Source organism: Pseudomonas putida (assembly GCF_028682635.1).
GTDB lineage: Bacteria > Pseudomonadota > Gammaproteobacteria > Pseudomonadales > Pseudomonadaceae > Aquipseudomonas > Aquipseudomonas putida_AE.
The window spans coordinates 1-12321 of the sequence record NZ_JANHLK010000011.1; the positions used below are offsets into that span (position 1 = coordinate 1).

Below are 12321 nucleotides of genomic sequence, written 5' to 3' on the forward strand. Positions count from 1 at the left end.
AGATTTGTGACCACCTGTAGGAGCTGCCGCAGGCTGCGATCATTTGATCTTAGTCGTCCAGCGCCTTCACCGACTTGGGTGAAAGGCGCAAGCTGCGCAGGCTGCGCTTGACGCTCTTGAGGTGGTTGACCAGGCTCGGCCCGCGGGCCATGGCCACGCCCATGGCCAACACATCGATCACCACCAGGTGGGCGATACGCGAGGTCAGCGGCGTGTAGATTTCGGTGTCTTCGTGAACATCGATGGCCAGGTTGACGGTCGACAACTCGGCCAAAGGCGTCTGGCTCGGGCACAAGGTGATCAACGAGGCGCCGCTCTCCCGCACCAGGTTCGCGGTGATCAGCAAATCCTTGGAGCGCCCGGACTGGGAAATGCAGATTGCCACGTCACTTGGCTTGAGGGTAACCGCCGACATCGCCTGCATGTGCGGATCGGAATACGCCGCCGCTGTCAGCAGCAAACGGAAAAACTTGTGCTGCGCATCCGCCGCCACCGCCCCGGAGGCGCCGAAACCATAGAACTCGACGCGCTGGGCCTGGGACATGAGCGTCACCGCTCGCTGCAACTCCAACGGATCGAGCTTTTCCCGGACCTCCATCAGCGTGTGCAGGGTGGTGTCGAAAATCTTCAGGCTGTAGTCGGCGACCGAGTCGTCCTCATGGATCGCGAACTGCCCGAAACTCGCCCCTGCCGCCAGGCTCTGGGCCAGCTTGAGTTTCAAGTCCTGGAAACCCGAGCAACCGATGGCGCGGCAAAAGCGCACGATGGTCGGCTCACTGATACCCACGCTGTGGGCCAGGTCGGCCATGGAACTGTGCATCACGGCCGCAGGATCGAGCAAAACGTGATCGGCGACCTTGAGTTCCGACTTGCGTAACAGGTGGCGAGACTGGGCGATGTGTTGCAGCAGATTCAAAGGGCTGGACTCTTTTTTATTTGGCAGGCGCCGGGGATGTAGCACGCTTGTAGTTATACTACATGAATCGTCTTTTTGCCTGCTGAATAAGTAACTGAATTGTCTTTGTCACACCCTGTTTTAGCGGTATGAGCCTTATGTAGCAGTAAATCCGGCCTTTGCCGCCAAGGATTTTTTGCGAAAAAAAAGCCCGCAGTGTGAGCGGGCGAAAGACCAAAGAAGCTATATGCGCAGTCGCTTCTAAGTGGAGGAAGCCGCTTGGGGGATCAGCTTCCTCGGTACGTTGAATAACTGTAGGGCGAAATGAGCAGCGGCACATGGTAGTGATCCTGCTCGGCAGAGATGCCAAAACGCAGCACCACCACATCCAGGAAAGCAGGCTCCGGCAACTGGACGCCACGGGCGCGGTAGTAGTCGCCTGCATGGAACTGCACCTGATAGACCCCGGTGCGGTAGTCATCGCCCTGCAGCAGCGGTGCATCGACACGGCCATCGCTGTTGGTTATCGCGCTGGCGACCAATTCCAGCTGCGAGCCTTCAACGCGGTACAGCTCGACCTTGATCGAGCTGCCCGGGCACCCGTGTGCAGCGTCCAAAACGTGTGTAGTCAAACGTCCCATTGATTCTGCGCGCCTGCCTGCATGTAAGCAGTCAGGCCTCGCGCCTCCCGAAGTCAGTTGAAAGGAGACCGCACCGATTCGGAGCACGAAAAGCTGCGGCGAGCGACTGATTAAGACATTTTTCAAAAAAATTGTACACAATAAAAACGACATTTCGTCCGACACCGTCACCACACGGGCTTTTACCGTCGATTTTCCAGCGATCCTTGCGCCTGCGCCGCTTTCGAACCATTAGCTGACCAATCAGGCAAATTTCTTGCACTGGTCGGGTGACAGTCCAGAATCCGCACCACTGATGACCGTTGATGAAAAATGCAAAAAATCAGGCTTACAAAATGAATATAAAGTTGTATACAATCACCCCATCGCTGTGACGCCACCCTGCCATTTCACCCTCAGGCGCGCCACACCACCTGTCAACACGAACAAGAAGGAAGACTGCAGTGAGCGCTGACTACCCTCGCGACCTGATCGGTTACGGCAGTAACCCTCCGCACCCACACTGGCCGGGCAACGCCCGCATCGCCCTGTCGTTCGTACTCAACTACGAAGAAGGTGGCGAGCGCAACATCCTGCACGGCGACAAAGAGTCTGAAGCCTTCCTCTCGGAAATGGTCTCGGCGCAGCCGCTGCAAGGCGCGCGTAACATGAGCATGGAATCGCTCTACGAGTATGGCAGCCGTACTGGCGTCTGGCGGATCCTGAAACTGTTCAAGGAATTCGACATTCCGCTGACCGTGTTCGCCGTGGCCATGGCCGCCCAGCGTCACCCGGACGTGATCCACGCCATGGTCGAGGCCGGCCACGAGATCTGCAGCCACGGCTACCGCTGGATCGACTACCAGTACATGGACGAAGCCCAGGAACGCGAGCACATGCTCGAAGCGATACGCATCCTCACCGAAATCACCGGCGAGCGCCCACTGGGCTGGTACACCGGCCGCACCGGCCCGAATACCCGCAAGCTGGTGATGGAAGAAGGCGGCTTCCTCTACGACAGCGACACCTACGACGACGACCTGCCCTACTGGGAACCGAACAACCCGACCGGCAAGCCGCACCTGGTGATCCCGTACACCCTGGACACCAACGACATGCGCTTCACCCAGGTCCAGGGTTTCAACAAGGGCGACGATTTCTTCGAATACCTCAAGGATGCGTTCGACGTGCTCTACGCCGAAGGCGCGGAAGCCCCGAAAATGCTGTCGATCGGCCTGCACTGCCGCCTGATCGGCCGTCCGGCGCGTCTGGCTTCGCTCAAGCGCTTTATCGAATACGCTAAAAGTCATGAACAGGTGTGGTTCAGCCGTCGCGTCGACATCGCACGCCACTGGCACGAAACCCACCCGTACCAAGGGGCCGCGAAATGAGCGCCTTTCAAACCTTGAAACCCTCGACCCTGAGCCGCGACGCCTTCGTCAAAGCCTTCGCCGACATCTACGAACATTCGCCATGGGTGGCCGAGAAGGCCTTTGACCTGGGCCAGGACGCCTCGATCGACGAGATCGAAACCCTGCACCAGCGCATGAGCGACATCCTGTTGAGCGCCGATCACGCCAGCCAGCTGGCCCTGATCAACGCTCACCCGGACCTGGCCGGCAAAGCCGCCGTCCAGGGGCAACTCACCGAAGCCAGCACCAATGAACAGGCTGGCGCCGGTATTCACCAATGCACGGCCGAAGAGTTCCAGCGCTTCACCGAGCTGAACGACGCCTACAAGGCCAAGTTCAAGTTTCCCTTCATCATGGCGGTAAAAGGCAGCAACCGGCATCAGATCCTCGCGGCGTTCGAAACGCGCATCCACAACCCGGAAGATACCGAGTTCAAGTGCGCGCTGGCGCAGATCAACAAGATCGCCCTGTTCCGATTACTGACCCTATAGCGACCTTGGCCCGAGCGTATCTGAACGCACAAATCGCCCAGGGCCCTGAGAGCATCCCAAGCCACTTATTTAAAGGCAGACAAGAAGAATGAAAGCTTACGCCGTACCTTTCGAGAAGTTCGTCAACCTGGCCGACGCCCGTCTGGGCACCAAGATCATCTCGGTCACCGATGACTGGTTCGCAGACGCCAACCGTCTGTTCCAACCGACCCCGGCCGTGTGGAAGGAGGGCGTGTTCGATGACAACGGCAAGTGGATGGACGGCTGGGAGTCGCGCCGCAAGCGCTTCGAAGGCTACGACAGCGCGGTGATCCGCCTGGGCGTGCCTGGCTCGATCAAGGGCGTGGACATCGACACTTCATTCTTCACCGGCAACTTCCCGCCGTCGGCCTCCCTGGAAGCCTGCTTCCTGGCCTCGGGCGAGCCGGACGCAAACACCCAGTGGACTGAAGTGCTGTCCGCCGTCGAACTGCAAGGCAACAGCCACCACTACCACGAAATCAGCAACGACCAGGCGTTCAGCCACCTGCGCTTCAACATCTACCCGGACGGTGGTGTTGCCCGTCTGCGCGTGTACGGCATTCCGTTCCGCGACTGGTCGGCTGTTGGCGACAACGAGCAAGTCGACCTGGCCGCAGCCCTCAACGGTGGCCGCGCCCTCGCCTGCTCCGACGAACACTTCGGCCGCATGAGCAACATTCTCAACCCGGGCCGTGGCATCAACATGGGCGACGGCTGGGAAACCGCACGTCGTCGTACCCCGGGCAATGACTGGGTGATCGTCGCCCTGGGCCACCCGGGCGAGATCGAGAAAATCGTCGTCGATACCCTGCACTTCAAGGGCAACTACCCGGACAGCTGCTCGATCCAGGGCGCATTCGTCAAAGGCGGTACCGACAGCCAGATCGAAACCCAATCGCTGTTCTGGCGCGAACTGCTGCCAAGCCAGAAGCTGGAAATGCACGCCGAACACACCTTCGCCGAGCAGATCAAGGCCCTGGGCCCGATCACCCACATCCGCCTGAACGTGTTCCCGGATGGTGGTGTGAGCCGCCTGCGCGTTTTGGGCAAAGTCGCGAAGTAAGCGACGCGCCCTTCGCGAGCAAGCCCGCTCCCACAGGGGAATGCATTCCAGATGTGGGAGCGGGCTTGCTCGCGAAGGCGTCAGAACCAACAACACAGAACTCAACGAAAAGAAGAACAGCATGCGCACACTGACGATTGAACCGCTGACCAAAGAAGCCTTCGCCCCTTTCGGTGACGTGATCGAAACCGACGGCAGCGATCACTTCATGATCAACAACGGTTCGACCATGCGCTTCCATAAACTGGCGACGGTGGAAACCGCCACGCCAGAAGACAACGCGATCATCAGCATCTTCCGCGCCGACGCGCAGGACATGCCATTGACCGTGAGCATGCTGGAGCGTCATCCGCTGGGCAGCCAGGCTTTCATTCCGCTGCTCGGCAACCCCTTTCTGATCGTGGTCGCGCCACTTGGCGATGAACCTGTATCAGGCTTGGTCCGCGCCTTCGTCACCAACGGCAGGCAGGGCATCAATTACCATCGCGGCGTTTGGCACCACCCGGTGCTGACGATCGAAAAGCGGGATGACTTCCTGGTGGTTGATCGCAGTGGCACAGGCAATAACTGCGATGAGCATTTTTTCAAAGAGGATGAGCGTTTGATCCTCGCCCCCCACCAATAAGAGAAGGTCTGATCACTCGACAACAAGAGTGACAGGCGAGAGGTAAAGACTGTGGAAGCACATCTGTTGGAATGGCTGAACCTGAGCGTGCGCTGGGTTCACATGATTACTGGCGTGGCCTGGATCGGCGCATCGTTCTACTTCGTCTGGCTGGAAAACAACCTCAATCGGGTCAACCCGAAAAGTGGTCTGGCCGGTGATTTGTGGGCGATCCACGGCGGCGGTATCTACCACCTGGAAAAATACAAACTGGCTCCACCGACCATGCCGGACAACCTGCACTGGTTCAAATGGGAAGCCTACTTCACCTGGATGTCGGGGATCGCGCTGCTGTGCGTGGTGTTCTACTCCAACCCGACGCTCTACCTGCTGGCTCCGGGCAGCACCCTGAGCGGTCCTGAAGGCGTGGCCATCGGTATCGGCTCGCTGTTCATCGGCTGGTTCATCTACTCCTTCCTCTGCGACTCGGCCCTGGGTAAACGCCCTGCCCTGCTGGGTTTCATCCTGTTCGTGCTGATCATCGGCGCGGCCTATGGCTTCAGCAAGGTGTTCAGCGGTCGTGGTGCGTACCTGCACGTCGGCGCGATCATCGGCACCATCATGGTCGGCAACGTGTTCCGCATCATCATGCCGGCGCAACGTGCACTGGTGGCGGCCATCGCCGAGAACCGCACGCCGGATCCGGCACTGCCGGCCAAAGGCCTGTTGCGTTCGCGTCACAACAACTACTTCACCTTGCCGGTGCTGTTCATCATGATCAGCAACCACTTCCCGAGCACCTACGGCAGCCAGTACAACTGGTTGATCCTGGCCGGGATCGCGGTACTGGCGGTGTTGGTGCGTCACTACTTCAACACCCGTCACGACAGCCACAAATATGCCTGGACCCTGCCGGTGGCAGCGGTGGGCATGATTTGCCTGGCCTACGTGTCCGGTCCGAAGCCGATGTCCAGCGCCCCTGAAGTGGCCAAGGCACCTGCCGCAATCGAGTACCAGCCGCTGCCGGAAACTGCAGTGGGCGGTGGCTTGAAACCGGCTGAAGCCAAACCTGCCGAGGCACCTGCAGCCGCACCGGCGCAAGCGTCCAACGCAGGCCCGGGCTTCGACAAGGTGCACAGCGTGATTCAGGAACGTTGCGCGGTTTGCCACTCGGCCAAACCGACCAGCCCGCTGTTCAGTGCGGCCCCGGCCGGCGTGATGCTCGACACCCCCGAGCAGATCCGCCAGAACGCGGCGCGTATCCAGGCTCAAGCCGTCGCCAGCCAGATCATGCCACTGGGCAACATCACCCAGATGACCCAGCAGGAACGTGACCTGATCGGCGCCTGGATTGTGCAGGGTGCCCCGACCAATTAATCGTTGAAAAGCTTCGCTGGCAAGCCAGCTCCTACAGGAGCTGGCTTGCCAGCGATTGGCCGCAACGCGGTCCACCTGATGCACAAAATCACAAGAATAAAAATGATCCGAGGTGTTGCATGTCCGAGCTCTCCCCAGCACGCATCCCCGACGCACCCGCCATTCAGCGTTTGCCCCTCTTGCAACTGATCCTGGTCGGTTTGCAACATGTTCTGCTGATGTACGGTGGCGCCATCGCGGTGCCGCTGATCATCGGACAGGCCGCTGGCCTGAGTCGTGAAGAAATCGCCTTCCTGATCAACGCCGACCTGCTGGTCGCCGGCATCGCCACCATCGTCCAGTCACTCGGTATCGGCCCCATGGGCATTCGCATGCCGGTGATGATGGGCGCCAGTTTCGCCGCCGTCGGCAGCATGGTCGCCATGGCCGGCATGCCCGGTATCGGCCTGCAGGGGATCTTCGGCGCGACCATCGCCGCCGGGTTCTTCGGCATGCTCATCGCGCCGTTCATGTCCAAGGTCGTGCGCTTCTTCCCTCCTCTGGTGACCGGCACGGTCATCACCTCGATCGGTTTGTCGCTGTTCCCCGTGGCCGTAAACTGGGCCGGCGGTGGCGCCGACGCCGCTCAATTCGGTTCACCGATCTACCTGGCCATCGCCGCGCTGGTGCTGGGCACCATCCTGCTGGTGCACCGCTTCATGCGCGGTTTCTGGGTCAATATTTCGGTGCTGATCGGCATGTGCCTGGGTTACGTGCTCTGTGGCGTGCTGGGCATGGTCGACCTCAGCGGCATGGCCCAGGCACCATGGCTGCAATTCGTCACCCCGCTGCACTTCGGCATGCCGAAATTCGAACTCGCGCCGATCCTGTCGATGTGCCTGGTGGTGGTGATCATTTTCGTCGAATCCACCGGGATGTTCCTCGCCCTGGGCAAGATCACCGGCCAGGAAGTCTGCCCACGCATGTTGCGCCGCGGCCTGCTGTGCGACGCCGGCGCCTCGTTCTTCGCCGGCTTCTTCAACACCTTCACCCACTCCTCCTTCGCGCAGAACATCGGCCTGGTGCAGATGACCGGCGTGCGCTGCCGTTCGGTGACCATCGTCGCCGGCGGTTTGCTGATCGTCCTGAGCCTGCTGCCCAAGGCCGCGTTCCTGGTAGCTTCGATCCCTCCGGCGGTGCTGGGCGGCGCGGCGATCGCGATGTTCGGCATGGTCGCCGCCACCGGGATCAAGATCCTCCAGGAAGCCGACATCGGTGACCGACGCAACCAGTTGCTGGTGGCGGTGAGCATCGGCATGGGCCTGATCCCGGTGGTGCGTCCGGAATTCTTCGCCCACCTGCCCCTGTGGATGAGCCCGATCACCCACAGCGGCATCGCCATGGCCACGCTCAGTGCCCTGACGCTGAACCTGCTGTTCAACATCCTTGGCGGCGCCGAACGCGCGGCCATCAACGACTGCCACGCCCACTAAGTCAGAAGCACACACCCCCTGTAGGAGCCGGCTTGCCGGCGAAAGCGGAGTGTCAGGCGAGATTGATGTTGGATTTTATGGCCTCTTCGCTGGCAAGCCAGCTCCTACAGGTAGGGTGTTTCTGCGCCTTGAAAATAAGAACAAGAGGGAGCAACAGATGATTCGTACCCAGACAAACCTGTTGTTGGCGGGCGGTCTTTTGGCCGCCACTCAAGCCATGGCCGGCGATTTGCTGCTGTGGCAAACCAACAGCCTGAGCTATCTGTACGGCAAGGATTTCGCGGTCAACCCGTCGATCCAGCAGACGGTGACGTTCGAGCACGCCGACCGCTGGAAGTACGGCGACAACTTCATGTTCATCGACAGCACCTACTACAACGGCGAGCAAGACCGCAACAAAGGCGTTCACGCCTATTACGGCGAGTTCAGCCCGCGCCTCTCCCTGGGCAAGATCCTCGACCGCCGTTTCGAATTCGGCCCGATCAAGGACGTGCTGCTGGCCATGACGTACGAGAACGGCGAAGACGACACCGAGGCCTACCTGATCGGCCCCGGTTTCGACCTCGCGATACCGGGTTTCAACTATTTCACCCTGAACTTCTATAACCGCCAGACCGAAGGCTCGCGCCCCGGCGACGATGTCTGGCAGATCTCACCAGCTTGGTCCTACACCGTTCCATTGGGCAATTCGAGCCTGTTGATCGACGGTTACCTGGACTGGGTGGTGGACAACGACCAGAACGCCCACGGCACCTATCACGCCAACGTGCACTTCAACCCGCAGATCAAGTACGACCTGGGCAAAACCCTTGGCTGGCGGGAAAAACAGGTGTACGTCGGCGTCGAATACAGCTACTGGAAAGACAAGTACGGCATCGAAAACAACGGCAACCTCGACACCAATGAAAACACCACCAGCCTGCTGGTGAAGGTGCATTTCTAAGATGACCCGCAACCGTGCCCCACACCTGTCGTCGGTGCGCCGTTGCGGGGCACTTGAGACCTGGCCGAGGAGTCAGTATTCTCCGCGGCCGCCTGAATCCGCTTTAAAAAAAAGCCCGGATTTAATTCCTGACCAGAAAGCCAACTTATCCCGGCCCTGGACGGTACCAAGGCATCCCCAAACCACTCTCAATCGACTGTTTTTGAGCAGCCGAGCGGGAGTTTTTTGGTTTTCTGAAAGCCTTGGCGCAGCTCTTGCTAACAGCACTAAAGCTGACCGAGTGGATGATTTTTTGCAGCTACAGAAAAAGGCGCCACACCAGAGCGTCGACCTTAAAAAAATAACGCGGAACCACTACTTTTTGGGAGCAACCGAATGAAACGTACGTGCACTAGCCTGATGCTGGCGGGATCATTGCTGGCGGGGGGTCAGGCCATGGCCGGCGACTTGCTGCAGTGGCAGAACAACAGCCTGACCTATCTGTATGGCAAGGACTTCCAGGTCAACCCGCGCATCCAGCAGACCGTGACCTTCGAGCACGCCGACGGCTGGAAATACGGCGACAACTTCTTCTTCATCGACAAGATTTTCTACAACGGCAAGGAAGACTCTTTCGCGGGTGAGAACACCCACTACGGCGAACTCAGTCCGCGCCTGTCGTTCAACAAGATCTTCGACCAGAAGCTGGAGTTCGGCCCGATCAAGGACGTGCTGCTGGCCATGACCTATGAGTTCGGCGAAGACGACACCGAGTCGTACCTGATCGGCCCGGGTTTCGACCTGGCGATCCCCGGCTTCGACTACTTCCAGCTGAACTTCTACAACCGTCACACCGAAGGCGACCGCCCGGGTGACGATGTCTGGCAGATCACTCCGGCCTGGTCCTACACCATCCCGGTGGGCGACTCGGACGTGCTGATCGACGGCTTCATGGACTGGGTCGTCGACAACGACGTGAACGACAAAGGCGAATACCACGCCAACCTGCACTTCAACCCACAGGTCAAATACGACCTGGGCAAGGCGCTGAACCTGGGCGCCAAGCAGTTGTACGTCGGTGTCGAGTATGACTACTGGAAAAACAAGTACGGTATCGAAGACAGCCAGGGCTTCAAGACGGATCAGAGCGTGACCAGCTTCCTGGTCAAGGTGCACTTCTGATTTAAAATCAAAAGATCGCAGGCTCCGCCAGCTCCTACAGGGAAACGCATTCCAATGTAGGAGCTGCCGCAGGCTGCGATCTTTTGCGTTATCACGCCAACCCCATAAACCGGCAAAGTTCATCGCGCTTGGCCAACGCATCCCGCCGCCCCAGATCAATCAATTCGCTGCAATACCCCGCCTCGAACAGCAGATAACTCAACACCCCTGCCCCACTGGTTTTGGTCGCCCCCGGCCCGCGCAGGAACAGGCGCAGCGCCGCCGGCAATTCCTGGCGATGGCGCGCGGCAATTTCATCGATCGGTTGACTCGGTGAAATCACCAACACCTCTACCGGTGCCACGCCAAGCGCACGGGTGGGTGTGCCGTCGGGCAGGAGGTGGCTGAACTGATTCAAACGCCGCAGCAACTCGATGTCGCTTTCCAGGCTGTCGATGAAGGTACTGTTGAGCATGTGCCCGCCGATCTGCGCCAGGGTCGGTTGTTGCCCGGACCAGGCGCGCTGCAGCGGTTGCTCGGGATCGATGCCCCGCGGGTTGCCACTGACCCCCACCACCAGCACTCGACTGGCGCCCAGGTGCAACGCCGGGCTGATGGGAGCCGATTGGCGTACCGCGCCGTCGCCGAAATACTCCTCGCCGATTTTCACCGGAGCGAACAGCAGCGGAATGGCCGAACTGGCGAGCAAATGGTCGACGGACAATTGGGTGGGAATGCCGATGCGGCGATGGCGCAACCAGGCGTCGATGGTGCCGCCGCCCTGGTAGAACGTGACGGCCTGGCCGGACTCATAGCCGAAGGCCGTGACGGCAACCGCGTGCAACTGTTTTTGGGCAATGGCTTCGGCGATACCGTTCATCGGTAATTTGTCGTCGAGCAACCCGCGCAACGGCGAGCTGTCGAGCAACGCCACCGGCACCTGCGCGCCAAGGCCCAACAAACTGTGACTGACGAACCGAGTGGCCTGGCTGATCACGCCCGGCCAGTCGCTGCGCAACACCTGGTGACTGCGAAACCCCTGCCAGAATGCTGTCAGGCGCTCGATGGCCGCGCGAAAATCCATCGCCCCGCTGGCCAGGCTGACCGCATTGATAGCCCCGGCGGAGGTGCCGACAATCACCGGAAAAGGATTGTCCGCGCCCAAGGGCAGCAACTCGGCAATCGCCGCCAGCACACCCACCTGATACGCCGCCCGAGCCCCGCCGCCGGAAAGAATCAACCCTGTGACCGGTTCAGCAGGACTCATCGCAACGCTCCATGGTGCAGGTCGAGATCGGCCGTTCAGCCGCGTTTTGCGTACAACTTCGGTTCACCGGGCGGCCGGCTCTTGAAACGGCGATGGGCCCAGAGGTATTGCTCCGGGCAGTCACGCAAGACGCCTTCGATCCACTGGTTGATGCGCAGGCAGTCCGCTTCCTCGGTTTCACCTGGGAAGCCTTCGAGCGGCGGGTGAATCACCAGGCGATAACCACTGCCGTCCGCCAGGCGTTCCTGGGTGAACGGCACCACCAGCGCCTTGCCGAGTCGCGCGAACTTGCTGGTGGCGGTGACGGTGGCGGCCTGGATGCCGAACAACGGCACGAAAATGCTTTGCTTGGCGCCATAATCCTGGTCCGGTGCGTACCAGATCGCCCGGCCGGCACGCAGCAACTTGAGCATGCCGCGCACGTCCTCGCGCTCCACCGCCAGCGAATCGAGGTTGTGCCGCTCGCGACCGCGACGCTGCACATAGTCGAACAGCGGGTTCTTGTGTTCGCGGTACATGCCGTCGATGGTGTGCTGCTGGCCGAGCAGCGCGGCACCGATTTCCAGCGTGGTGAAGTGCACGGCCATCAGGATCACGCCCTTGCCGTCACGCTGGGCATTCTTCAGGTGCTCCAGGCCTTCGATATGGGCCAGTTTCGCCAGCCGCTCACGCGACCACCACCAGCTCATCGCCATTTCAAAGAAGGCGATACCGGTGGAAGCGAAGTTTTCCTTGAGCAGACGCTTGCGCTCGGCCGCGGATTTTTCCGGGAAGCACAGCTCGAGATTGCGCTTGGCAATGCGCCGCCGGTCGGCCGCTGCCCGATACATCAGGGCGCCCAGGACCCGGCCGATCCACAGCAATGCAGGGTACGGCAGCTGGACAATCAGCCATAACAGCCCCAGGCCGCACCAGAGCGGCCAGAAACGCGGCATCAGAAAGGTTGTTCGAAAACGCGGGCGATCCATTAAAGGTTCCGAAAAGACGATGGCCGCGCATTCTACATCGTTCGACCC

13 protein-coding genes are annotated in these 12321 nt (G+C 60.2%); 9 read left to right on the forward strand and 4 right to left on the reverse strand.

Going from position 1 to position 12321, the window contains the following annotated elements; translation table 11 throughout:
* Positions 1 to 49 precede the first annotated feature (49 nt).
* Together hexR and uraH are read right to left on the reverse strand one after the other, a co-directional pair.
* Positions 50 to 916, reverse strand: coding sequence for a transcriptional regulator HexR (gene hexR / locus NPS56_RS15230; RefSeq protein ID WP_008056956.1), 867 nt, complete (start codon positions 914 to 916; stop codon positions 50 to 52).
* Between the two features lie 266 nt (positions 917 to 1182).
* The gene (gene uraH / locus NPS56_RS15235; RefSeq protein WP_008031462.1) at positions 1183 to 1536 is read right to left on the reverse strand and encodes a hydroxyisourate hydrolase; all 354 of its coding nucleotides are present in this window, start codon (positions 1534 to 1536) and stop codon (positions 1183 to 1185) included.
* Between the two features lie 443 nt (positions 1537 to 1979).
* Here uraH and puuE point away from each other — a divergent pair, with 443 nt between their 5' ends.
* The 9 genes from puuE (at position 1980) to NPS56_RS15280 (ending at position 10059) form a co-directional block, all read left to right on the forward strand.
* Entirely contained in the window at positions 1980 to 2906 is a 927-nt protein-coding gene (puuE, locus tag NPS56_RS15240; RefSeq protein WP_274075359.1) for an allantoinase PuuE, read from the forward strand.
* Positions 2903 to 3418, forward strand: a complete 516-nt coding sequence (gene uraD / locus NPS56_RS15245; RefSeq protein WP_274075360.1) for a 2-oxo-4-hydroxy-4-carboxy-5-ureidoimidazoline decarboxylase — start codon at positions 2903 to 2905, stop codon at positions 3416 to 3418. The genes puuE and uraD overlap by 4 nt, the downstream gene beginning before the upstream one ends.
* 88 nt (positions 3419 to 3506) lie before the next feature.
* Positions 3507 to 4502, forward strand: a complete 996-nt coding sequence (gene alc, locus NPS56_RS15250; RefSeq protein ID WP_274075361.1) for an allantoicase — start codon at positions 3507 to 3509, stop codon at positions 4500 to 4502.
* Positions 4503 to 4623: 121 nt separating this feature from the next.
* The gene (locus NPS56_RS15255; protein WP_007960046.1) at positions 4624 to 5127 is read left to right on the forward strand and encodes an ureidoglycolate lyase; all 504 of its coding nucleotides are present in this window, start codon (positions 4624 to 4626) and stop codon (positions 5125 to 5127) included.
* Positions 5128 to 5178: 51 nt separating this feature from the next.
* Complete coding sequence (locus NPS56_RS15260; RefSeq protein WP_274075362.1) at positions 5179 to 6483, forward strand: urate hydroxylase PuuD; 1305 nt, start codon at positions 5179 to 5181, stop codon at positions 6481 to 6483.
* A 119-nt stretch (positions 6484 to 6602) separates the two neighbouring features.
* Complete coding sequence (locus NPS56_RS15265) at positions 6603 to 7955, forward strand: nucleobase:cation symporter-2 family protein (RefSeq protein ID WP_274075363.1); 1353 nt, start codon at positions 6603 to 6605, stop codon at positions 7953 to 7955.
* A 157-nt stretch (positions 7956 to 8112) separates the two neighbouring features.
* Positions 8113 to 8898, forward strand: coding sequence for an outer membrane protein OmpK (locus tag NPS56_RS15270; RefSeq protein WP_274075364.1), 786 nt, complete (start codon positions 8113 to 8115; stop codon positions 8896 to 8898).
* A 1-nt stretch (position 8899) separates the two neighbouring features.
* Entirely contained in the window at positions 8900 to 9277 is a 378-nt protein-coding gene (locus NPS56_RS15275) for a hypothetical protein (protein WP_274075365.1), read from the forward strand.
* Positions 9274 to 10059, forward strand: coding sequence for an outer membrane protein OmpK (locus tag NPS56_RS15280; RefSeq protein ID WP_274075366.1), 786 nt, complete (start codon positions 9274 to 9276; stop codon positions 10057 to 10059). Before NPS56_RS15275 ends, NPS56_RS15280 begins: the two co-directional genes overlap by 4 nt.
* Before the next feature lie 91 nt (positions 10060 to 10150).
* Here NPS56_RS15280 and NPS56_RS15285 read toward each other — a convergent pair whose 3' ends face one another.
* Both NPS56_RS15285 and NPS56_RS15290 read right to left on the reverse strand, forming a co-directional pair.
* Positions 10151 to 11305: a patatin-like phospholipase family protein gene (locus tag NPS56_RS15285; protein WP_274075367.1), complete on the reverse strand. Its 1155-nt coding sequence runs from the start codon at positions 11303 to 11305 to the stop codon at positions 10151 to 10153.
* A 35-nt stretch (positions 11306 to 11340) separates the two neighbouring features.
* Positions 11341 to 12273 (reverse strand): lipid A biosynthesis lauroyl acyltransferase, encoded by a 933-nt coding sequence (locus tag NPS56_RS15290; RefSeq protein ID WP_274075368.1) that lies wholly within the window; start codon positions 12271 to 12273, stop codon positions 11341 to 11343.
* Positions 12274 to 12321: the final 48 nt, after the last annotated feature.

Coding starts and splice junctions, on each gene's coding strand:
- uraH (WP_008031462.1), bottom strand. CDS start 1,536: ATGGGACGTTTGACTACACACGTTTTGGACGCTGCACACGGGTGCCCG.
- uraD (WP_274075360.1), top strand. CDS start 2,903: ATGAGCGCCTTTCAAACCTTGAAACCCTCGACCCTGAGCCGCGACGCC.
- alc (WP_274075361.1), top strand. CDS start 3,507: ATGAAAGCTTACGCCGTACCTTTCGAGAAGTTCGTCAACCTGGCCGAC.
- NPS56_RS15255 (WP_007960046.1), top strand. CDS start 4,624: ATGCGCACACTGACGATTGAACCGCTGACCAAAGAAGCCTTCGCCCCT.
- NPS56_RS15265 (WP_274075363.1), top strand. CDS start 6,603: ATGTCCGAGCTCTCCCCAGCACGCATCCCCGACGCACCCGCCATTCAG.
- NPS56_RS15270 (WP_274075364.1), top strand. CDS start 8,113: ATGATTCGTACCCAGACAAACCTGTTGTTGGCGGGCGGTCTTTTGGCC.
- NPS56_RS15275 (WP_274075365.1), top strand. CDS start 8,900: ATGACCCGCAACCGTGCCCCACACCTGTCGTCGGTGCGCCGTTGCGGG.
- NPS56_RS15280 (WP_274075366.1), top strand. CDS start 9,274: ATGAAACGTACGTGCACTAGCCTGATGCTGGCGGGATCATTGCTGGCG.
- NPS56_RS15285 (WP_274075367.1), bottom strand. CDS start 11,305: ATGAGTCCTGCTGAACCGGTCACAGGGTTGATTCTTTCCGGCGGCGGG.
- NPS56_RS15290 (WP_274075368.1), bottom strand. CDS start 12,273: ATGGATCGCCCGCGTTTTCGAACAACCTTTCTGATGCCGCGTTTCTGG.